The sequence below is a fragment of the Pseudomonas sp. SJZ074 genome (assembly GCF_007828215.1).
GTDB lineage: Bacteria > Pseudomonadota > Gammaproteobacteria > Pseudomonadales > Pseudomonadaceae > Aquipseudomonas.
The window spans coordinates 38,781-60,023 of the sequence record NZ_VIUE01000007.1; the positions used below are offsets into that span (position 1 = coordinate 38,781).

Consider the following 21,243-nt stretch of genomic DNA (forward strand, 5'->3'; position numbering starts at 1 on the left):
CAAGGATATTCTGCGCGTTCCCAACCAAGGACTTTTATGTCGCGTCGCATCTCCCCCGTCATACCCGGCTTCGGGCTGACGCTGGGCTACACCCTGGTGTACCTCAGTCTGATTGTGCTCATACCGCTGGCGGCGATGTTCGTGCATGCCGCCCAACTCACCTGGGAACAGTTCTGGACGATCATTTCGGCGCCGCGAGTGCTGGCTGCCTTGAAGCTCAGCTTCGGCACCGCGCTGTGCGCCGCGATCATCAACGGCGTGATTGGCACGCTGCTGGCCTGGGTGCTGGTGCGGTATACCTTTCCTGGCCGCAAGATCATCGATGCGATGATCGACCTGCCGTTCGCTCTGCCCACCGCTGTGGCCGGGATCGCCTTGACGGCGTTGTATGCACCGACCGGTCTGGTCGGCCAGTTCGCCACCGACCTGGGATTCAAGATCGCCTATACCCCGTTGGGCATTACCCTGGCGCTGACTTTCGTGACGCTGCCGTTCGTGGTGCGTACGGTGCAGCCGGTGTTGGCGGATATTCCCCGTGAGGTGGAAGAGGCGGCTGCCTGTCTCGGCGCCAAGCCCTGGCAGGTGTTTCGTCACATCCTGATGCCGGCGTTGTTGCCGGCCTGGCTGACCGGTTTCGCCCTGGCGTTTGCCCGGGGTGTGGGCGAGTACGGTTCGGTGATTTTCATCGCCGGCAACATGCCGATGAAAACCGAGATCCTGCCGCTGCTGATTATGGTCAAGCTCGACCAGTACGACTACACCGGCGCCACCTCCATCGGCGTGCTGATGCTGGTGGTTTCCTTCGTCCTGTTGCTGCTGATCAACTTGCTGCAGCGGCGCATCGAAACCCCATAAGGAGGCGCGAACATGTCCCAATCGTCTATTTCCGCGGCCTCCACCAACGCTGCCCGCCGTGGCAGCGCGACGTCGCGACGAGTCCTGATCGGTCTTGGCTGGTTGTTCTTTGCGCTGTTCCTGCTGTTGCCGCTGTTCATTGTGGTGTCCCAGGGCCTGAAGCTCGGCCTGGGGGCGTTCTTTACCGCGATCTTCGAGCCCGACGCGCTGTCGGCGCTGAAACTCACGGTGATTGCGGTGCTGATTTCGGTGCCGCTGAACCTGGTGTTCGGGGTCAGCGCCGCGTGGTGCGTGAGCAAGTATTCGTTCCGTGGCAAAAGTATGCTGGTGACCCTGATCGATCTGCCGTTCTCGGTCTCGCCGGTTATCGCGGGTCTGGTCTACGTGCTGATGTTCGGCGCCCAGGGCCTGTTCGGGCCATGGCTGGCGGACCACGACATCCAGATCGTGTTTGCGCTGCCGGGTATCGTGCTGGCGACGATCTTCGTCACGGTGCCGTTCGTGGCCCGTGAGCTGATCCCGCTGATGCAGGAACAGGGTACCCAGGAAGAAGAAGCCGCGCGCCTGCTGGGTGCCAACGGCTGGCAGATGTTCTGGCATGTCACCGTGCCGAACATCAAGTGGGGCCTGATCTATGGCGTGGTGCTGTGTACCGCCCGGGCCATGGGTGAGTTCGGCGCGGTGTCGGTGGTGTCCGGGCACATTCGCGGGGTGACCAATACCCTGCCGTTGCACGTCGAGATCCTCTACAACGAATACAACCACGTGGCTGCGTTCGCCGTGGCGAGCCTGTTGCTGATCCTGGCGCTCTTCATCCTGCTGCTCAAGCAGTGGAGCGAAAACCGAATCAACCGCCTGCGCGCCAGCGCCGCGGAGGAATAATTCATGTCGATCGAAGTCCGTAACGTCAGCAAGAATTTCAACGCCTTCAGAGCCTTGGACGACATCAGCCTGGACATCCAGAGCGGTGAGCTGGTGGCGCTGCTCGGCCCTTCGGGTTGCGGCAAGACCACCTTGCTGCGGATCATCGCCGGTCTCGAAACCCCGGACCAGGGCAGCATCGTGTTCCACGGTGAGGACGTGTCCGGCCACGACGTGCGTGATCGCAACGTCGGCTTCGTGTTCCAGCACTACGCCTTGTTCCGCCACATGACCGTGTTCGACAACGTCGCCTTCGGCCTGCGCATGAAACCCAAGGGCCAACGCCCGAACGAGAGCCAGATCGCGACCAAGGTTCACGAGCTGCTGAACATGGTGCAACTGGACTGGCTCGCCGACCGTTACCCCGAACAACTGTCCGGTGGCCAGCGCCAGCGTATCGCCCTGGCCCGCGCCTTGGCTGTGGAACCCAAGGTACTGCTGCTGGACGAACCGTTCGGTGCCCTCGATGCCAAGGTCCGCAAGGAACTGCGCCGCTGGCTGGCGCGCCTGCACGAGGACATCAATCTGACCTCGGTGTTCGTCACCCACGACCAGGAAGAAGCCATGGAAGTCGCCGACCGTATCGTGGTGATGAACAAGGGCGTGATCGAGCAGATTGGTTCGCCGGGCGACGTGTACGAGAACCCGGCCAGTGATTTCGTGTATCACTTCCTGGGTGACTCTAACCGCCTGCACTTGGGGGAAGACCGGCACGTGCTGTTCCGCCCCCATGAAGTCTCGCTGTCGCGTTCGGCGCTCGAAGACCATCACGCCGCCGAGGTTCGGGACATCCGTCCGCTGGGCGCAACGACCCGGGTGACGTTGAAGGTGGAAGGTCAGGGTGAGCTGATCGAGGCCGAGGTGGTGAAAGACCACGACAGCCTGGTGGGGCTGGCGAAGGGCGAGACGCTGTTCTTCAAGCCGAAGGTCTGGCAGAAAGTCGCCAACCTTTAGGATCAAAAGCATCGCGAGCAGGCTCGCTCCCACAGGGATCGTGGTCTCCCTGAAGTCCCTTGTGGGAGCGAGCCTGCTCGCGATGGCGTCCTCCATGACAGCGCTCTTCTAATCCGAATAACACCGTCAGGTTTTGCTTCGATTGGTTCTATTTCCACAACCCTTCTTGATTCAAACCCTACCTAGACTCTGACATGCCAGGAGGCAGTGAGAGTCCATGACGGACCGGTGTGATCCCCTGGCGCCCTGATGCCAAGGAGATCAAGCATGAGAATGGAAGTCAGTCGGCGTGGCCCGTTGGGCTGTGCCTTGTTAAGCGTTCTGCTATGCCCGTATGCCAGCGCCGACCCCTCGCTGTCGCCGCAAATACCCTTCGATGTCACGGCCACCCAACCCATCTCCCTGCCCAGCCTGCAAGGCAATTTCGATGAACTGTCGTGGCAGACCTTCATCGCTCTGAACTGGCCGGCCCTGGACAATGGCAATCCCAATACCGGCACTACCATTGGCAAGCAGGATGGGGCCACGGTCTGGGAAAGTTGGAAAGAGAGTTATCAGATTTTCCGCGCCAAGGGCCAGACGCCCTTGCCCTGGGATGCGCCGGCGACGCTCCCCGAAGTGTGCAAGCAGCTCAAGCCCGGGCGGCTGCTGCAGCAAATGGGCAAGGTCCCCGACGTGCTGGATGAATTTATCCAGCCCTTCGAAAGCGGCCCGCTGGTAGACCAGAACGGCGTTTATACGCGCAACGAAATCGTGGTCAACCAATCGATGTTCAACGGAATCGTCGACAACGGCCTGTACAGCATCGAAGGCCAGCAGAAATTCTTTGCCGCGAACAAGACCAACACCGTGGCGTTCAGCTGTGGTTCCAACGACACGAGCCAGGTCGGTTCGGTGATGGTGAAGGCATCCTGGAAGGTGCTGGGGGCCAACGACCGTCCCCAGGATTTCCACACGGTCGACGCGTTGGTCTATACGCCGGGCAACAGCGACCCGAGTCATGGGCCGATAGTCGAGGAGTCGTGCGCATCGCAATCGGTCGGGCTGGTGGGTTTGCACATTGTCCATAAGACCGCCAGTGCGCCGCAGTGGGTCTGGTCGACCTTCGAGCACGTGAACAACGTGCCGGAGCAATCCACACCGGTGGCGCAGCGCAAAGGGCCGTACCTGTTCTACAACGCCGCCAGCACCAGTGCGATCAACCAGCCTCCGCCACGACCATGGAACCCGGCCGTCAAGGCGACGCCTTCGCAGATCGTGCGCGAAGTGCCGCTGACCGGGCCCACCAACGCCTTGAACGCCAAGTATCAAACCCTGTTGCGCACGGCCAACCCGCAGAGTGTCTGGGCCAACTATCAGTTGATCAGCACCCAGTGGCCGACCGCCGCGCCGCCACCGAACTGCCAGATTTCGGCCGCCAACCCGCTGGGCAATCCCGCGCCCGCGTTCCTCGCCAACGCCACGCTGGAAACCTACATCCAGGGCACCACGCCCCAGGCGTCCTCCAGTTGCATGGCCTGTCATGGCAACGCCGCTACTCATGTCACCGAATCCCCGCGCACCAGCTTCGCGGACTTCACCTATTTGCTCGAACGCGCGCAGTCCACTTCCGGACAAGGAGCCAAACAATGAGCACTGACCTGGACAATTTCGTCGGCCTGTCATCGGCCCTGACCGGTATTCCCATCGCGCGCCTGGCGCCGCAGCTCGACCCGATAGGTCTGCCTCCGCTGTTTCTCGATTACGTCACCCCACGCATCACCACCGATGTGCTCAACCCGTTGCTGACGCAGTACGCCACGTTGGCGGCCGACAACGTGTCCCCGGACAGGATCGCCCAGCAGGTGCTGGTCACCACGCAACCGACCCCCAACTCCGTGCTGGCGGCGCGTTCAATCATGAAGCTCTGGTTCCTGGGTGTCTGGTACCAACCGTATGACGCGGGGAATTACAAAAAGGGTGACTCGGCGGTGGTGTCCGACCAGGCGTATATCAACAGCTGGGCCTGGAAAGCTGCCCAGGCTCACCCAATGGGCTACAGCGAATCGTTCTTCGGCTACTGGAACGAACAGCCGCCGAGCCTTGAGGACTTGACCGGCGTACCCGCCACCGCGTCCTCCAATGTCCAACAAGGAGACCGGTCATGACTATTGAACAAGCCGAAGTGGTGATCGTGGGCGCCGGGCTGGCCGGCAGTATCGTTGCTTATCAACTGGCCATGGCCGGCGTGGAGGTGCTGGTGCTCGAATCGGGACCGGAGATCCCGGTCAATCGGGCTCAATACCTGGAACGGTTCTACACCACCACGCTGAAAACCCCGGAATCGCCCTATCCACCGGTCACCAGCCTGGACCCGCCCCGTGACCCGGCCAAGCAGAACGCCCCGCGTGCGACCATCGCCGACCTGATCCTGGGATGGGACAAACCGGAGGTCAGTTACCTGGTGCAGAAAGGCCCGATGCCTTTCACCAGCACCTATGAGCGAGTCGGCGGCGGAACCACCTGGCACTGGGTCGGGACCTGCCTGCGCATGGTGCCGAACGATTTTCGCCTGAAGTCCCTGTACAACGTCGGGGTGGACTGGCCTATCGGCTACGACGACCTGCAGAGCGCCTATTGCCGGGCCGAAGCGGAAATCGGCGTCTCGGCCAACGTTGCCGATCAGGCCTACCTGGGCATGACGTTTCCCGAGGGCTACGAATTTCCCATGCACAGCATTCCGTTGTCCTTGGTCGATGGCAGTTTTGTCGCGGCGGTGACGGGACAGGTATTCGACGGCTTGCCGCTGGTCGTCAGCCCGACGCCGGCCGGACGCAACTCCCAACCCTATGCAGGGCGCCGCGTATGTGCCGGCAACACCAACTGTACGCCGATCTGCCCGATCCAGGCCAAGTACGACGCCACCGTGACGATGAACAAGGCCCTGGCCACCGGCAAGGTCAAGGTGCTGTACAGGACGGTTGCCACCAAGTTGAACGTAGGGTTGGACGGCACTATCTTCGGTGTGGAATTCAAGCAGTATCAATTGGGTGATGGACCGATCACCGGCAGTGGCGAGGCCATTGCTCAACGTTATGTCATCGCCGCCCATGCCATCGAAACCCCCAAGCTGTTGCTCAACTCCGCCACGCCCGACTGGCCCAAGGGCGTGGCCAACAGCAGCGGTCAGGTGGGGCGCAACCTGTCCGACCACCCGATCTACCTGGCGTGGGGGCTGATGCCTGAAGGCAAGGCGGTTTTTCCCTACCGTGGCCCCCTGTCCACCGCCGGTATCGAGAGCTTGCGTGACGGTGCCTTTCGCAGCGAACGCGCGGCGTGGCGTATTGAGATCGGCAACGAGGGCTGGAACTGGCCGGCCAACGATCCCTACGACACGGTGGCCGATTTTATCGACGGTACGAACAACAATGGCGTCAACCCGGTGAAGTCGGACCAGGACCCCATACCCCCTACCGAAGCGCTTTATGGAACTGCGCTGGTGCAAAAGCTCAACGACATTTTCATCCGGCAGTTCCGCATCGCATTCCTGGTGGAACAGGTGGAAGACGATCCCGATAACGCCAAGTGCTACATCGTTCCGTCGACCGAGTACAAGGACCTGCTCGGTATTCCCCGGCCGGAAATCCATTATGAATTGTCCAAGTACACCCAGAAGGGTTTCCTGGAGGCAAAACGGCTGGCCACTCACATTATCAAAGACCTGCTCGGCGCCGTGGAGCTGACCAAGCCGCTTACGCCAGGGACGTTCACTTACGGAAACGAACCTATGAGCTTCCAAGGTGCCGGGCACTTGATGGGCACCTATCGCATGGGCAGTGACCCGGCCACATCGGTGGTCGACAAGAACCAGCGCAGTTGGGATCACAACAACCTGTTCCTGGTGGGCGATGGGGTTTTCCCCAGCAGCGGGACTTCGAATCCGAGCCTGACCATCGCGGCGTTGTCGTTCCAGGCCGGGGATACCGTGGCCAACGACCTGAAGGCGGTGACGATGCAGGTCCAATCCAACGTCGCCTGGCAGGGCACCGGTGTGCAGATCAACGGATTGGTGCCGCGCCTGGTTCGCTACGTCAGCGGGCTATGGTGCGCCAGCCCGCAAGGCGGCAATGTCGATGGGAAGGGTGGTTCGAGGCACATCGACTACAGCAGCTATACCTTGCCCGGTGCTGCCGAAGGCGCCTTGATCGGTCGTGTGGGCAACAATGGCACGCCGTTCCTGGTGGGGGATCTGGCGCAGGTACCGGGCGACCAGCAAGGGGAGCTGCAACTGTGTATCAATGATGACCTGACCGGGAAACACGGGGCTGGCTTGAGAGATAACACCGGCGCGCTGACCATCCGGGTCGAGTTCGGTGCCTTGTAGTGCTTTAACAGGCAACCTGTGGGAGCGGGCTTGCCCGCGAAGGCGGCGGCAGTGTCGACATCAATGGCACAGATCCACCGCTATCGCGAGCAGGCTCGCTCCCACAAAGCCCACCTTATTTCGCGGGGGGGTCACGCCGCCGAGCGCTGACTGCGCAAGGCCACCGGGCCGGCGCGCTCTTCGATGGCCCGCTTCAGCTCGCTCCGCAGCCCCAGCAGGAATCCTGCCTCGACCACCACGAACAACGGCCCGACGATCAACCCGGTCAGGTCATCGACGAATGCCGGTTTGCGGCCTTCGTAATAGTGACCGACGAACTGGATCGCCCAGCCCACCACAAACATCCCCAGGCCACTGCCCAGCCATACCAATGTGCTTTGCGCGGCCAATACCTGCCCCAGCCACACGGCCAGGCCCAGCAGCAGCGTCATCAGCACACCCAGGCGCAACTCCAGGCGCAGGTAGAACCAGGCACTGGCCGCCGCGACCAATATTGCCGGCGACAGCAGTACCGCTCCCGTTGGCCAGCCCGGTCGTGACAGCAGCACGGCGACAGCGACGAAAATCAGCGGAATGCCAATGAAGTGGCTGGCGATGTTGCGCGGATCGCGGTGATAGGCGGCGTATTGACTGAGATGATCGACGAGGCTTTTCATTGTTGTTCCTCCTGAGGTGATGCCTGCATGATGCCCAGGATCTACAAGGCGTTCTGTCAGTTAGCCGACACTTCCCGGAGTTTCCATGAATTCGCACCCCTGGCATTCGCACCTGATGGCCGGCCACTGGTACAGCCATTTGCCCATTGAACTGCAGAATAGTCTGCTGGGCATTTCTCGCGTGCGGCGTCTTTCGCCGGGGCATCGGCTCTTCAAGCGCGGCGACCCGCCGTGTGGTCTTTACGCCGTGTTGGAAGGCGCGGTGCGGGTCGGTGCGGTCAACGAGCAGGGCAAAGAAGCGCTGCTGAGCGTGATCGAGGCTCCGCACTGGTTCGGTGAAATCTGTCTGTTCGATGGTCAGCCGCGTACCCACGACGCGGTGTGTGTGGGCCCTTGCACCTTGTTGCATCTACCTCAAGCGGCCTTGCTGGCATTGCTGGAAGAAGCGCCGGCCTACTGGCGGCACCTGGCCCTGCTGATGAGCCACAAACTGCGCCTGACCTTCATCAGCCTCGAACACCTGAGTCTGATGCCCGCCCCGGCCCGCGTCGCCCACCGTTTGCTGATGATCGCCGCAGGCTACGGTGAGACCGACGCGGTGCGCCAGGTCCTGCAGCTACCCCAGGAACAACTGGCATTGATGCTGTCGCTGTCGCGCCAGACCACCAACCAGATCCTCAAGGACCTGCAAAGCCAGGGCATCCTTCACCTCGGTTACGGCGAAATCGAGATCCTCGACATCGAGCGCCTGCGGGCGCTTAGTGCCACCTGAGTGATCTCACAATCAGTGTGGGTGCGGGTTTACCCGCGAAGGCGCCGGCAGATTCACCAGCACCGCAACTGATCCATCGCTTTCGTCGGATCGCCACCCGGCGCAAGCCCGCTCCCACAGGGAATTGCGGCCGACACAAAAAACTAGCGCAACCCCTCCCGAAACTGCCCTGGCGTCATCCCGGTCCAGCGCTTGAACGCGCGGCTGAAGCTGCTGGCGTCGGCAAAGCCCAGCAGGTAGCCGACTTCGCTCAACGAGCATTGGGGATCGCGCAGGTGCAGCAGCGCCAGGTTTTCCCTGCATTCGTTGAGCAGCGCGTCGAAGCGGCAGCCTTCGTCGGCCAGGTGTCGCTGCAGGCTGCGCAGGCTCAGGTGCATGGCTTGGGCGATGCGTTCGGCGCTGGGTTCACCTTCGGGTAGTTGGGCTTCGATGGCTGCACGCACCTTGCGCTCCCAGGTCAGCGGCTGGAGGTGGGCGAGGGTGCGCTTGAGCACCGCTTCGTTGTGTTCGGCCAGCTCCGGGTTGGCGTCGTCCAGGTGGCTGTCGAAGTCGGCGAGGCTGAACTCCAGGTAATCCTGTTCGGCGGCGAAATGCACCGGCGAGCGGAACGCTTTATGCCACGGCGCGGGGTCTGCCGGTTCAGGGCGGCGCAGGTACACCGCCAGCGGTGCGTAGTCGCGTCCCAGGCGGTTGCGACAGGTGCGCACGTAGATCGCGGTGAACGCGTCGATGGCTTCGAAAGCCGGCATGGGACGGCCCTGGGGCACATCAAGGGTGAAGCGGTAACGGTCTTGGCAGCGACTCAGTTGCAGCGTCAGCGCATCGCTGACCACCGGGTGATAGCGCACGATGCGCTCGAACACTTCCCGCAGGCTACCGCTGGCCACCAGGGCGTAACCCAAGGCGTGGAACGTCGTGGGGCTGACGAAGCGCGATACCCGCAGGCCGATGGCCGGATCGCCGCTGGCTTGCACCGCCAATGTCCATAAACGGGTGGTGGCTGACAGCGGGTAGCGGGCGTTCGGATCGTCCATCAACTGCGGGTCGAGCCCCGCCTCAAGACACAAGGCATGGCCATCCAGGCCCAGCGCATCGAGCTGTTTGCGCAGGGCGCGGGTCCAGCTGGCGAGGGTGGTGGGTTCGGTCATGATGATTGGCGCTTGCGGTCAACAGGTTGGCGTCTACGGCTATCACCCTGCGCAGCAACGCTGGTCAGGATGAGCACATCTCTAACAGAGGATTTAAGCCATGCATGGCCGTAGCGCAAGTCCCGAACGACTGAATGCACAACAGCGATCCGCCCATATTCGCCAAGTGGTATTGGCCCGAGGCGAAGCATTGCGCCGACGCTACCCGATCCTGCTCCATCAGGATGCCTTGGGTGCAGGCATTCTGGCGTTTGCCCTGGCGGGGATGATCGGATCGGCGCTGCTCTATATCAATGGACACCTGGCCGGCTGGGCATGCCTGCTGCTCAATGCCTTTTTCGCCTCGCTGACCCATGAGTTGGAACACGACCTGATCCACAGCATGTATTTCCGCAAGCAACGCTTGCCCCACAACCTGATGATGGGGCTGGTGTGGCTGGCGCGGCCGAGCACCATCAATCCGTGGATCCGCCGTCACCTGCACCTTAATCACCACAAGATGTCCGGCACCGAGGCCGACCTGGAAGAACGGGCCATCACCAACGGCGAACCCTGGGGGCCGCTGCGGTTGCTGATGGTCGGTGACAACGTCATGTCGGCGCTCATCCGTCTGTTGCGGGCCAGGACCTGGGCGCACAGGCGCAGCATCCTCAAACGCACGCTGAAAGTGTATTTCCCGCTGGCGTTGCTGCACTGGGGAGCCTGGTACATGTTTCTCGGTTTCCACGGAGCCAATGGCCTTGCCGGCCTGTTCGGTACCTCGATTGACTGGTCGGCGGACACCCTGGTGATGATGCACGTGATCAATATCGCGGCGGTGGTGATCATCGGCCCGAACGTGTTGCGCACCTTTTGCCTGCACTTCATCAGTTCCAACATGCATTACTACGGCGACGTCGAACCGGGCAATGTCATCCAGCAAACCCAGGTACTCAACCCGTGGTGGCTGTGGCCGTTGCAGGCGTTCTGCTTCAACTTCGGCAGCAGTCACGGCATCCATCATTTTGTGGTGAAGGAACCGTTCTATATCCGTCAACTGACGGTGCCGGTGGCACACGAGGTAATGCGTGAGATGGGGGTACGGTTCAATGACTTCGGCACCTTTGGCCGGGCGAACCGGTTCGTGCGTCAGGAGAGCGTCGCCAGGGAAGGTGGAGATACGGTCCGAGCTTGAGGCGGTCCGTGCGAAGAACAGCGGCGAAACCTGTGGCGGGGGAGCAAGCTCCCTCGCCACAGGAATGGGTTATGACTAGAACTGATAGCTCACGGTAGCCGCTACGTTGCGCTCTTCGCCCAGGTAGCAGAAGCTCAGGCTGGCGCATGAGGCGATGTAGCTTTCGTTCGTCAGGTTGTTCGCGTTCAAGCGAACGTCCACGCCTTTTAATCCGACCTTGCCCAGGTCATACCCCACCGAAGCATCGAACAGCGTATAGGCCGGCACCTTCATGGTGTTCTCCGCGTCGGCCCAGCTGTAGCCGACGTAGCGCACGCCACCACCCAGGCGCAGGCCATCGAGCGCGCCGCTGTCGAAGCGGTAGTCAGCCCAGAGCGACGCCATGTGGCGTGGGGCCTGGGTCGGCGAGTTGCCCTTGTTTTCGATGATGTCGGTGGCGCTGCTGAGGGTGCTGATCATCGATTTCGAATATTCGATGTCGGTAAAGGTGTAGCTGCCCAGCATCTTGAGCTGCTCGGTCAGTTGCAGGTGCGCTTCCAGCTCCAGGCCCTGGGAGCGTACGGCTCCGATGGCGCGGTAGAAATTTTCCTGGGGCAGTTTTGTCGCCAGGTTCTCCTGGTCGATGCGGAACAGCGAGGCCGTGTACAGGTCGTCGGTGCCCGGCGGCTGGTATTTCAAGCCCAGTTCCCACTGCTTGCCGTCGGTGGGCGGCAGCGGGTTGCCGGCGCTGTCGGCATAGGAGTTGGGGTTGAACGACTCGGAATAGCTGATGTACGGCGCCAGGCCGTTGTCAAACAGGTACAGCGCGCCGGCGCGGCCGGTGAGCTTGGTGCGCTTGTCGTTGATCTCGGTGCCTTGCGGGCGGCCGGATTCGGCAATGCGGTTTTCATCGGAGGTCTCGACCCAATCCTGGCGCAGCCCCAGGGAGAAGCGCCAATGGTCCAGCTCGATCAGATCCTGCAGGTAGACGCCGGTCTGCTCCAGGCGCCGCAGGTAGCTGGTGGGGCTGAAGTAGGTAATGGCGGTGTTGCCGTAGCTCGGGTCGAAGGCATTGATCGGGGCCAGGCTGCCGCTGGTCCAATCGACCACGGTCTTGCGTCGCTGGTAGTCGGCGCCCATCAGCAGGGTGTGCTTCATCGCACCGGTCAAGAACTCGGCTTGCAGCATGTTATCGACAATGAAGGAGTGGAGTTTTTCTTCGGCGCCGGTGTAGTAGCGGTTCAGTTCATTGCTGGTGGGCGTGGTCCAGCCGAAGGCGTAGACCTGGTCGTTCTTGACCTCCGAATTCAGATAGCGGAAGTTCTGCCGGGCCGTGAACATGTCGTTGAAGCGATGTTCGAACTGGTAGCCGAACGACTGCTGGTCACGTTCATAGCGGTCGATGCCAGGCTCGCCTTCGAAGAAGTGTTCGGAAATCCGCCGGCCGTTGCGCGGGTGCAAGGCGCCATCGGCCGGCATGCCACCGTGGTAGCCGCCATCGGGGTCATGCTGCAGGTAGGCCTGGAGCGTCAGCGAGGTGTCTTCGCTGAAGTCGATATTCACCGTGGGCGCCAGGGCGAAGCGCTTTTCCTTGTTGTGGTCGAACTGGGTGTCGGAGGTGTCCGCCAGGCCGATCAGGCGATAGGTGAGGCGTTGTTCGTCATCCACCGGGCCGGTGAAATCGAAGCCCATGCCGCGCTGGCCCTGGGTGCCGACCGTGGCCTGGACCTGGCGGTAGGCCTCGTACAAGGGTTTCTTGCTGGTGAGTGCCACCAGGCCTCCTGGGGAGCTGCGGCCATAGAGCACCGAGGACGGTCCCTTGAGGATATCGACCCGCTCCAGGAAATAGGGGTCGACCTGCATGGAGCTGTAGGTCCCGCTGTCCCCCATGGACTTGAGGCCGTCCAGGTAGATGTTGTCCACCGAACCGTCGTTGAAACCGCGCATGGCCACGTAGTCGTAACGGTGGGTCGCGCCGTAGGGGTTGGTCAGCACGCCGGGGGTATAACGCATGGCCTGGGACACGGTTTGCGCACCCTGGTCATCCATCTGTTCTCGGGTGACCACGGACACGCTCTGCGAGGTTTCCCGCAGTGCGGTGCTGGTCTTGGTGGCGACCTGGCTATGGGTGGCATTGTAGCCCTCCATGCTGCCCAAGGCATTGCCCAACGCAAAACCCCGGATGTCCGTGGTCGGCAGTTCCAGGGTGTTGTCGGCGGGGGCGGCTTGCAGCACGTAGCTGCTGCCATCCTGGCTGACGGCGACCAGCCCCGATCCGCTGAGCAGATGGCTCAGGGCCTGGTCGGGCGAGTAGTCCCCCTTGAGTCCGGGGGATTGAACACCGTTGGTCTGTGCCGGCGTGCTGGCCAGGGTGATGCCTGCCTGGCGGGCGAATTGATTCAATACCTCGTTCAACGGGCCTGGAGCGATGTTGTAGCGCTGATGGCTGGTTGTCACGCCATTGTCGGCAGCGACCGTCAGCAGCGGCAGGACGCCGATACCCAGTACAGTGGAGAACAGCGCGGCGTGGACGGTCTGGTGCAACAGGCCCGGTTGTGAAGAGCGGGCGAGGGCATTACGGTGAAGTGAGCGCTCAGTCATTGTAGGTTCCATTGGAGTCGCTGAAGGCAGATAAGCGTTGCTTACTGTCCTAGCCGGACACCGGCCGGAAACCCGCCAAAAAAAAATCAGACCCGGCGCTCCACCGTGACCCACCACCGGGTTCGGTAGCGTATCTGCACCGCGAGCGTGCGGGGCAAAACAGCCAGCAGCTTGTCGGTGTCCTCCAGGCGAAATACCCCCGACAGGCGCAGATCGGCAATGGCCGCCGTGCATTTCAGATAACCCGGGCGGTAGCGGCCTACCTCGTTGAGGAAGTCCTCCAGGCGCATGTTGCGTGTGACAATCAACCCATCCGTCCAGGCGCCGGCGTCCATATCCGGCGATGGCGCCAGCGTCGCGGACGACGGGGTGATCACGTAGCTTTGCCCGGCACTCACCTGCATGGGCGCGCCGCTGGCGCTGGGATGGGAGCGGATCGCCACCGTGCCGTGGGTGACGCTCAAGCGCGTGCAATCGCTGTCCTGGCGCACGACGAAGCGCCCTTCGACGCTTTCGAACAGGCCGTGGCGGCTTTGTACTCGCAACGGGCGTGCGGTATCGCGGTTGCAGGTGAGCATGATTTCACCGCGCAGCAGGGTCACCCGGCGATGGTCGGCGTTGAAGTCCACGTTGGCGGCACTGTGGGTGTTGAGTTCAAGTCGGGTACCGTCCGGCAGTTGGAAGCCGCGTCGTTCACCCGTGGCGGTGGCGAAGTCGGCGCTCCACGGTTGCCATTGCGAATTTTTCCCCAGCCATGCTGCGCCACCCACCAGCACGAGGCCCGACAGCAGCTTCAGTGCCTGGCGACGAGCAAGGCCCTTGGCACTGTTTTCCAAGGTATCGAGGGCCGTATGAACGCCGGGCACTGCCCGTAGGTTCGCGGTCAGTTCGCTGTGCAGCGATTGCACCCGTTGCCAGGCCAGTTCGTGGGCCGGGTCGGTAGCGCGCCAGGCGTCACACTGTCGGCGCAGGGCGGGATCGCAAGCGTGGTCGCGCAGGCGCAGCAACCAATTGATCGCTTGCCTGACGACCTGCTGCGGCGGGCCGCTGCGGTGGATCCGGGTGTTATCCAGCGGCTCAGCTTTCATAGCGCAACACATAGCAGTGGTATAGCGCATCGGCCACATGACGCTCCACCGAGCGCAACGAGATACCCATCTGTTCGGCGATCTGCTTGTAGGTCAGGCCCTCGCACTGGGCCAGCACAAAGGCCCGGCGTACTTTCGGCTTGAGGCCTTCGAGCATCCGCGCAATGGCTTCCAGCAGTTCCAGGATCAAGGCTTGGGCTTCGGCACCCGGGGTTTCGGCTTGTGGCAGGTGGGCGATGGTTTCGAGGTAGGCGCGCTCGATTTCTTCCCGCCGCCAGTGGTCGATCACCAGGCCCTGGGCGATGGTGCGCAGGAATGCCCGCGGAGCCTTGAGTTCCAGGCGCTCGCTGCGTTGCAACAGGCGGACGAACGTGTCGTGGGCCAGGTCCGCCGCATCGGCAGCATTGCCCAATCGGCTGCGCAGCCATGTATTGAGCCAGCCGTGATGATTGCTGTAGAGCGCCTGTACTGCAAACTCGGAAGATGACATGAACGCGACGGGCTTGACGTTGCAAATGATAATGTGTCGCATTGTCATCATGGGCTGGTGAATTTGCAACCACCGTTCACCCCGCCGGGGCCTTCCGTCGCCCATTTCTTCTAAACGCTAATTTTTTCCAGCCTTTGGCCGACAGCTTGATATGTGTGCACCAAAGTGGAGCAGGCCACACGTCCTGCCCGCGCTGTTACATGGATCGTGCAACCGGAACGCACCCCCACTCCCTGCATAAGAAGCCTCATCGATGAATTTGAAATTCAGTCATAAAATCCTTCTGGCCGCCTCTGGTGTGGTGGTTCTGGCGTTTGCCCTGTTCACCCTCTACAACGATTATCTGCAACGCAACACCATCGGCCGCAGCCTCGAATCTTCCATCGAGCAATCCGGTGACCTGACGGCCAGCAGCGTGCAGAACTGGATGAGCGGGCGCGTGCTGGTGCTGGAAAACCTGGCGCAGAACATTGCGCACCAGGGTGCTAACGCCGATCTGGCGGGGTTGGTCGACCAGCCGGCGCTGACGTCGAATTTCCAGTTCACTTACGTAGGCCAGGCCAACGGGGTATTCACCCAGCGTCCTGACGCAAAAATGCCCGACGGCTACGACCCGCGTCAGCGCCCTTGGTACAAACAGGCGGTGAGCGCCGACAAGACCATGCTGACCCCACCTTATTCGGCCGCCGTCGGTGGGCTGGTGGTGACCATTGCCCTGCCGGTGAAGAAGAGCGGTGAATTGCTGGGTGTGGTGGGCGGCGATCTCAGCCTGGATACCCTGGTTAAAATCATCAACTCGGTGGACTTCGGTGGCATCGGCCATGCTTTCCTGGTCAGTGGTGACGGTCAGGTGATCGTCAGCCCGGACAAGGACCAGGTGATGAAGAACCTCAAGGACATCTACCCCGGTACGCCTGTGCGCATCGGCAAAGGTATCCAGGACGTCGAGCTGAACGGGCAGGATCGTATCCTTTCGTTCACTCCGGTGACCGGCCTGCCGGGCGCCGAGTGGTACATCGGCCTGTCGATCGACAAGGCCAAGGCCTATGCGCCGCTGAGCCAGTTCCGTACATCCGCGCTGATTGCGATGTTTGTCGCGGTCGCGGCCATCGCGTTGCTGCTGAGCCTGTTGATTCAGGTGTTGATGCGTCCGCTGACCACCATGGGCCGTGCCATGCAGGACATTGCCCAGGGCGAAGGCGACCTGACCCGGCGTCTGGTCGTGCAAGGCAAGGATGAGTTCGCGGTGTTGGGTGGCTCGTTCAACCAGTTCGTGGAGCGGATCCACGCCTCGATTTCCGAAGTGTCGTCCGCCACCCGCCAGGTGCATGACCTGTCGCAGCGCGTGATGACGTCGTCCAACGCCTCTCTCGTCGGTTCGGATGAACAGAGCGCCCGCACCAATAGCGTGGCGGCAGCCATCAACCAGCTGGGTGCCGCGACCCAGGAAATCGCCCGCAATGCCGCCGACGCCTCGCAACAGGCCAGCGGTGCCAGCGAACAGGCCGACGACGGTCGTCAGGTAGTTGAAAAAACCATCCAGGCCATGACGGAGCTGTCGCAGAAAATCAGCCTTTCGTGCACCCAGATCGAAACCCTGAACGCCAGCACCGACAACATCGGGCACATCCTGGACGTGATCAAGGGCATTTCCCAGCAGACCAATCTGCTGGCCTTGAACGCCGCCATCGAAGCGGCGCGCGCCGGTGAAGCCGGACGTGGTTTCGCGGTGGTGGCCGATGAAGTGCGCAACCTGGCGCACCGCACCCAGGAGTCGGCGGAAGAAATCCACAAGATGATCACCTCGCTTCAGGTCGGCTCCCGTGAAGCGGTGATGACGATGAACGCCAGCCAGATGTCCAGCGAAGAAAGCGTGGAAGTGGCCAACCAGGCCGGCCTGCGGCTGGTCAGCGTGACGCAGCGGATCGGTGAAATCGATGGCATGAACCAGTCGGTGGCCGCCGCGACCGAAGAACAGAGCGCCGTGGTGGAAACCCTCAACATGGATGTCAGCCACATCAACCTGCTGAATCAGCAAAGCGTGGCCAACCTCAATGAAACCCTGAAGGACTGCGATGCCTTGTCCCAACAGGCCAATCGGCTGAAGCAACTGGTGGACAGCTTCAAGATCTGATCCAGTATTGTGGGAGCGGGCTTGCTCGCGAAAGCGGAGTATCAGCAAATCACTTGTTGGCTGACACACCGCCTTCGCGAGCAAGCCCGCTCCCACAAGGGGACTACCTAGGCGAACATTTTCTGCACATTCCCCATGGCCTCATCGGCAAAGCCTTGCAGGAAATCCCTGAACCCCGACGGCGAATGGGCATCGGTGTGGTCGGCGATGATGGTCCAGGTGGCGCGGCAGCGGTTATTCGCCAAGGGCTCGACGCGCATCGCGGCCCACAGGTTGTCGATGCCCAGGGTGTTGTAGATCAGCGTCCAGGTCATGTGCATGGCCTGGTCGTCACGGCTGTTGAGCTGTTCCACCACCAGGTTCTGCCCATCGACAAAGAACTTCTTGCGCAGGGACCTCACCCCCTCGCCGGTCATTTCGATACGCGCAAGCGCCGGAATGAAACGGTTGAAACCGCCAAAGTCGCCCACCAATTCCCAGACCTTGGCCGCGTCGGCCGCGACCTCCACTGAGGTTTCGACGTGGCAGGCTTGAGGATTCCTGATCAGGGTGTCGGGTTGAAATGCATTCATGGTCTTGCTCCTTGCTTTTGGGTTGGATGGCTTCAGATGAAGTCGATGGCTTTGAGGTAGTCGGCGCCGCGCCGCAGTAGGGCCGGGGATTTTTCCGGGTAGCGGGCACCCATCTGCCGCACCCCGGTCCGGGCGTTGTCGTGGCGGATCATCGAAATGTCGCCGATGTCTTCCTCAAAGCCGTTGAGGTAGAACCCCAGCACACCGAACAGCGCGTTGTCGGCATCGACCCGGCCCAGTTGCCGTTGCCAGTCCGCGACGCTGACCAGGGAAAACTCCCGGCCGCTGTCGCGGAACGACGCTACGTAGGCGTCCCAGCTCAAAGGCTCGGGGTTGTGCAGGTTGAACACCGCTTGTGTGGGCTGGTAGCGGCTGGCGTGAAAGGCGATGAAGCGGGCCAGGAAGTCCACCGGCATCAGATCGAAGTTGAGCGACAGATCCGGCACCTGGCCCAGTTGGATCGAGCCCTTGAGCATCAGCATCAAGCGATTCTTATGGGGCTGGCAGACCCCGGTCAGGCTGTTGAAGCTGATGTTGCCCGGGCGGAACAGGTTAACCCACACCCCGCGGTCCCGTGCCCGTTGCAGGATCCGTTCGCCGACCCATTTGGACAGGTTGTAGCCGTTCTTGATGTAGATCGGTGGCGTCGGTGCGGCGGGCTGTTCCAGGACCTGGCCGTCGGCGTCCAAGGCACTGGAGGCCGACAATGTGGAGACGAAATTGAAGATCTTCTTGCTGCGCCCTTCACACAGGCGAAGGCATTCGAAGATCGGCTCCACGTTGTCCCGCGCCAGGGACTCGTAGTCGAGCACGTGATTGACGTGGGCGGCGTTGTGCACCAGGGCGCCAAAGGTCCGGTCGATACGGGTGTAGACATCGTCCGGTAAACCCAATTGCGGTTGGGTGATGTCGGCGGCATAGACGCTGACCCGGCTCAGGTCCAGATGCGTCAGGCGATTGTCCCGCAGGGCCTGGGAAAAGCGTTCTGCCGCGCTCTGTCCGGCGGACGCGCGCACCAGGCAGGCCACTTCGGTGGCGCCCCAGGCCAGCAGCGCCTCGACAATGTGCACGCCGAGAAAGCTGTTGGCCCCGGTTACCACCACTTTGTGCACATCACCGCATTGGCTGATGGGCAGCGGTTCGATGTTGAGTTCGGCTTCGGCATCGATGAAGGCCTGGGGACTGAGCACCGATGTGTCGCTTTGTTCGGGACCGTCGAGCAGCTTCGCCAAGGTCATCAGCGTCGGCGCCTCGATGAAGCGATTGATCGACAGGCTGCGGCCGAAGGTCTGGCGAATGCTCAGCAGCAATTGCGACAGCAGGATCGAATGCCCGCCCAGGTTGAAGAAACTTTCGTCCGTGGCAATGTCTTCGGCCGGCAGCTCCAGCAGCTCGGCCCACAATTGCTGCAACTGGGTTTCCAGCGGGTTCTGCGGCTGGCGTCGTTGGCCGCCGGCCTGGACCTGCACCGACAGGGTGAGCAAGGCGCGGCGATCGACCTTGCCGTTGCTGGTGTAGGGCAGGCTGGGCAGTTCGATGTAGGCGCCCGGGTGCATGTAGCTGGGCAACGTGTCCTGCACATGCTCGCGCAGCGCCTGAAGGGCGGCGCCGGGCTGGTCTTCCCGGGGATGGACCAGGAACGCCAGGATCCTTCGGCGCTCGTCCACACCCACCGCCACCTGGCGGAACAATTGGCTCTCGCGCAGGCAATGTTCGATTTCCTCGGGTTCGACCCGAAAACCCCGGATCTTCACCTGGTTGTCGCGCCGGCCGCACAGTTCGATGCCGTTGTCGCTCCACTGGCCGATGTCGCCGGTGCGATAGACCTGCAGCCTTTGCCCGTCTGGCAGGGTCAGGTCGAGATACCGCGTGGCCGTCAGTGTCGGGTCGTGCAGATACCCCAGGCCGACGCCCGGCCCGGCGATGTAGAGCTCACCGGGTACGCTTTGGGGCACCGGTTGCAGCTGTTCATCGAGGATCAGCACTCGAGCGTTGGCGATGGGCACGCCGAGGTTGCGGTTGTTATCACCCACGCCAAACTGCCGCGTGGTGGCAAGTACCGTGGTTTCAGTCGGGCCATAGATATTGTGGAAGCGGCATTGGGGCGCGAGTCGCTCGATCACGAACGGCTCACAGACATCCCCTCCGGTGATCAGGTGCGCCAGGCCCAGCGGTGCCTCCAGCGGCAGCACGCTCAGTAGCGCCGGGGGGAGAAATGCGTGGCTGACCCGCTGCTCGTGAATCAACGCCACCAGTTGCTGCGGGTCGCGGCGCTGGTCTTCGCTGGGCACCACCAGCAATGCGCCCTGGAGGAAGGTCGGGAGGATATCCAGCAGCGACGCATCGAAGTTGATGGTGGAGAACTGCAACGCCCGGCTGTCGCGCTGCAACCCGACGTAATCGCTGTACCAGGCACAGAAATGGCTGAGGTTGCGATGGCTGAGCAGCACGCCTTTGGGTTGGCCGGTGGTGCCGGAGGTGTAGATCGCCACGGCCGGCTCGTCGATGGCCACCGAGCGGCGGATCAGCGAGACGGGGATGCCCGGCTTGAGCGCTGGCAGCCTATGTATGTTCAGCGCGGGCACGGGCAGATCGCCCAAGTCGCTGTCGCCATCGTGCAGCAGCAGGTCGGCCTTGGCGCTTTCCAGGATGAAGCGTCGACGCTGCACGGGGTGTTGCGGGTCCAGTGGCAGGTACACGGCGCCACAGCCCAGCACGGCCAGGATTGCCGCATATAACGGCGCGGATTTGGACAGACACACCGCAATCACCATTTGAGAGCTAGGCTTGTGGGTGCAAGGCTTGCCCGGGACGAATGACTCGGTCTGGTTGGGTACCGCTGTGTCGACATCGCGGGCAAGCCTTGCTCCTACGGATTGCGCGTGTCCCAGCCGTTCCAGCATTGCCTGCTGCAACCTCAGCGCCTGGGTGCGCAAGGTCTTGTAGTCGGTGAGCTGGCCTTCGACCCACAGCGCCGGTAGCACCGCATCATCGAGCATGCGTTGTTCGATGCCGTGCATCACCGGCACTTCGGCGGCGGCCAGCAGCCAGGGCACTGGCGGCCGGTTGAGGCCATGCTCGAAGGCCAGCGTGTCCAGCGCATCGAGCCCCTGTAACGGGTGTTCGGCAGCGTCGGCCTGTACCGTCGGCCAGTGATTGAGGCCGGTGTCATCCCGGGATAATTGGCTGACCAGCCGCGCCCCGATCTCAACTACCACCGCCAGGGCCTGTAGCCGCAAGGACTGACCGTTGCCGCTTTGCGGAGCTATCACCTCCTGGCATAACAGCCGCTGCGCACCGTCGCGAAAAATAATGACTGGTTGCGGCAATGCTTCGCCGGGCACCGTTCGCAGCGCTACGCGCACCTCAAGGCGTGAGCGGACTTCAATGGCGCACGGCGCCGTACCATCGTCGATCAACAAGTCGACCGCCGGAGATTGAATCGTCACGACACCATGGCCGTGCAGTTCAAGTTCCTGGGCCAGTTCGGCCATGGCCTGGCTGGTGCCAGGCACTGCAATTTCGAGGCGTCTCAT

The 21,243-nt window shown here is 62.1% G+C and carries 16 protein-coding genes; 9 read left to right on the forward strand and 7 right to left on the reverse strand.

Annotated elements, in window-relative coordinates; genetic code table 11:
* Window positions 1–36: 36 nt before the first annotated feature.
* The 6 genes from cysT to FBX99_RS10685 all read left to right on the forward strand — a co-directional run bounded on the left by cysT (window position 37) and on the right by FBX99_RS10685 (window position 7,093).
* Window positions 37–855, forward strand: coding sequence for a sulfate ABC transporter permease subunit CysT (cysT, locus tag FBX99_RS10660; protein WP_041023314.1), 819 nt, complete (start codon window positions 37–39; stop codon window positions 853–855).
* A gap of 12 nt (window positions 856–867) precedes the next feature.
* Window positions 868–1,737, forward strand: coding sequence for a sulfate ABC transporter permease subunit CysW (gene cysW / locus FBX99_RS10665; protein ID WP_144929787.1), 870 nt, complete (start codon window positions 868–870; stop codon window positions 1,735–1,737).
* Between the two features lie 3 nt (window positions 1,738–1,740).
* On the forward strand, window positions 1,741–2,730 hold the full coding sequence (locus FBX99_RS10670) for a sulfate/molybdate ABC transporter ATP-binding protein (protein ID WP_144929786.1): 990 nt from the start codon (window positions 1,741–1,743) through the stop codon (window positions 2,728–2,730).
* Window positions 2,731–2,997: 267 nt separating this feature from the next.
* Window positions 2,998–4,362, forward strand: a complete 1,365-nt coding sequence (locus FBX99_RS10675; protein WP_144929785.1) for a cytochrome C — start codon at window positions 2,998–3,000, stop codon at window positions 4,360–4,362.
* Entirely contained in the window at window positions 4,359–4,877 is a 519-nt protein-coding gene (locus FBX99_RS10680; RefSeq protein WP_144929784.1) for a sorbitol dehydrogenase, read from the forward strand. Before FBX99_RS10675 ends, FBX99_RS10680 begins: the two co-directional genes overlap by 4 nt.
* A complete protein-coding gene (locus FBX99_RS10685; protein ID WP_144929783.1) occupies window positions 4,874–7,093 on the forward strand; it encodes a GMC family oxidoreductase in 2,220 nt (739 codons plus the stop codon). The genes FBX99_RS10680 and FBX99_RS10685 overlap by 4 nt, the downstream gene beginning before the upstream one ends.
* A gap of 131 nt (window positions 7,094–7,224) precedes the next feature.
* On the opposite strand, the gene FBX99_RS10690 is transcribed toward FBX99_RS10685, so the two are convergent.
* On the reverse strand, window positions 7,225–7,749 hold the full coding sequence (locus FBX99_RS10690; protein WP_144929782.1) for a DUF962 domain-containing protein: 525 nt from the start codon (window positions 7,747–7,749) through the stop codon (window positions 7,225–7,227).
* 85 nt (window positions 7,750–7,834) lie between these two features.
* Here FBX99_RS10690 and FBX99_RS10695 point away from each other — a divergent pair, with 85 nt between their 5' ends.
* Window positions 7,835–8,521, forward strand: coding sequence for a Crp/Fnr family transcriptional regulator (locus FBX99_RS10695; RefSeq protein WP_145131535.1), 687 nt, complete (start codon window positions 7,835–7,837; stop codon window positions 8,519–8,521).
* Between the two features lie 143 nt (window positions 8,522–8,664).
* Here FBX99_RS10695 and FBX99_RS10700 read toward each other — a convergent pair whose 3' ends face one another.
* On the reverse strand, window positions 8,665–9,669 hold the full coding sequence (locus tag FBX99_RS10700; RefSeq protein ID WP_144929780.1) for an AraC family transcriptional regulator: 1,005 nt from the start codon (window positions 9,667–9,669) through the stop codon (window positions 8,665–8,667).
* Between the two features lie 100 nt (window positions 9,670–9,769).
* Between FBX99_RS10700 and FBX99_RS10705 the strand changes: the two genes are divergently transcribed.
* Window positions 9,770–10,843, forward strand: a complete 1,074-nt coding sequence (locus FBX99_RS10705; protein ID WP_144929779.1) for a fatty acid desaturase — start codon at window positions 9,770–9,772, stop codon at window positions 10,841–10,843.
* 75 nt (window positions 10,844–10,918) lie between these two features.
* On the opposite strand, the gene FBX99_RS10710 is transcribed toward FBX99_RS10705, so the two are convergent.
* The 3 genes from FBX99_RS10710 to FBX99_RS10720 form a co-directional block, all read right to left on the reverse strand.
* Window positions 10,919–13,423: a TonB-dependent siderophore receptor gene (locus FBX99_RS10710; protein ID WP_145131537.1), complete on the reverse strand. Its 2,505-nt coding sequence runs from the start codon at window positions 13,421–13,423 to the stop codon at window positions 10,919–10,921.
* 86 nt (window positions 13,424–13,509) lie between these two features.
* Window positions 13,510–14,511 (reverse strand): FecR domain-containing protein, encoded by a 1,002-nt coding sequence (locus tag FBX99_RS10715; RefSeq protein WP_145131539.1) that lies wholly within the window; start codon window positions 14,509–14,511, stop codon window positions 13,510–13,512.
* Complete coding sequence (locus tag FBX99_RS10720) at window positions 14,501–15,001, reverse strand: sigma-70 family RNA polymerase sigma factor (protein ID WP_144929776.1); 501 nt, start codon at window positions 14,999–15,001, stop codon at window positions 14,501–14,503. Before FBX99_RS10720 ends, FBX99_RS10715 begins: the two co-directional genes overlap by 11 nt.
* A gap of 253 nt (window positions 15,002–15,254) precedes the next feature.
* Between FBX99_RS10720 and FBX99_RS10725 the strand changes: the two genes are divergently transcribed.
* Window positions 15,255–17,135, forward strand: a complete 1,881-nt coding sequence (locus FBX99_RS10725; protein ID WP_144929775.1) for a methyl-accepting chemotaxis protein — start codon at window positions 15,255–15,257, stop codon at window positions 17,133–17,135.
* Between the two features lie 107 nt (window positions 17,136–17,242).
* On the opposite strand, the gene FBX99_RS10730 is transcribed toward FBX99_RS10725, so the two are convergent.
* On the reverse strand, window positions 17,243–17,707 hold the full coding sequence (locus FBX99_RS10730; RefSeq protein WP_144929774.1) for an SRPBCC family protein: 465 nt from the start codon (window positions 17,705–17,707) through the stop codon (window positions 17,243–17,245).
* A gap of 32 nt (window positions 17,708–17,739) precedes the next feature.
* The gene (locus tag FBX99_RS10735) at window positions 17,740–21,243 is read right to left on the reverse strand and encodes a non-ribosomal peptide synthetase (RefSeq protein WP_145131541.1); all 3,504 of its coding nucleotides are present in this window, start codon (window positions 21,241–21,243) and stop codon (window positions 17,740–17,742) included.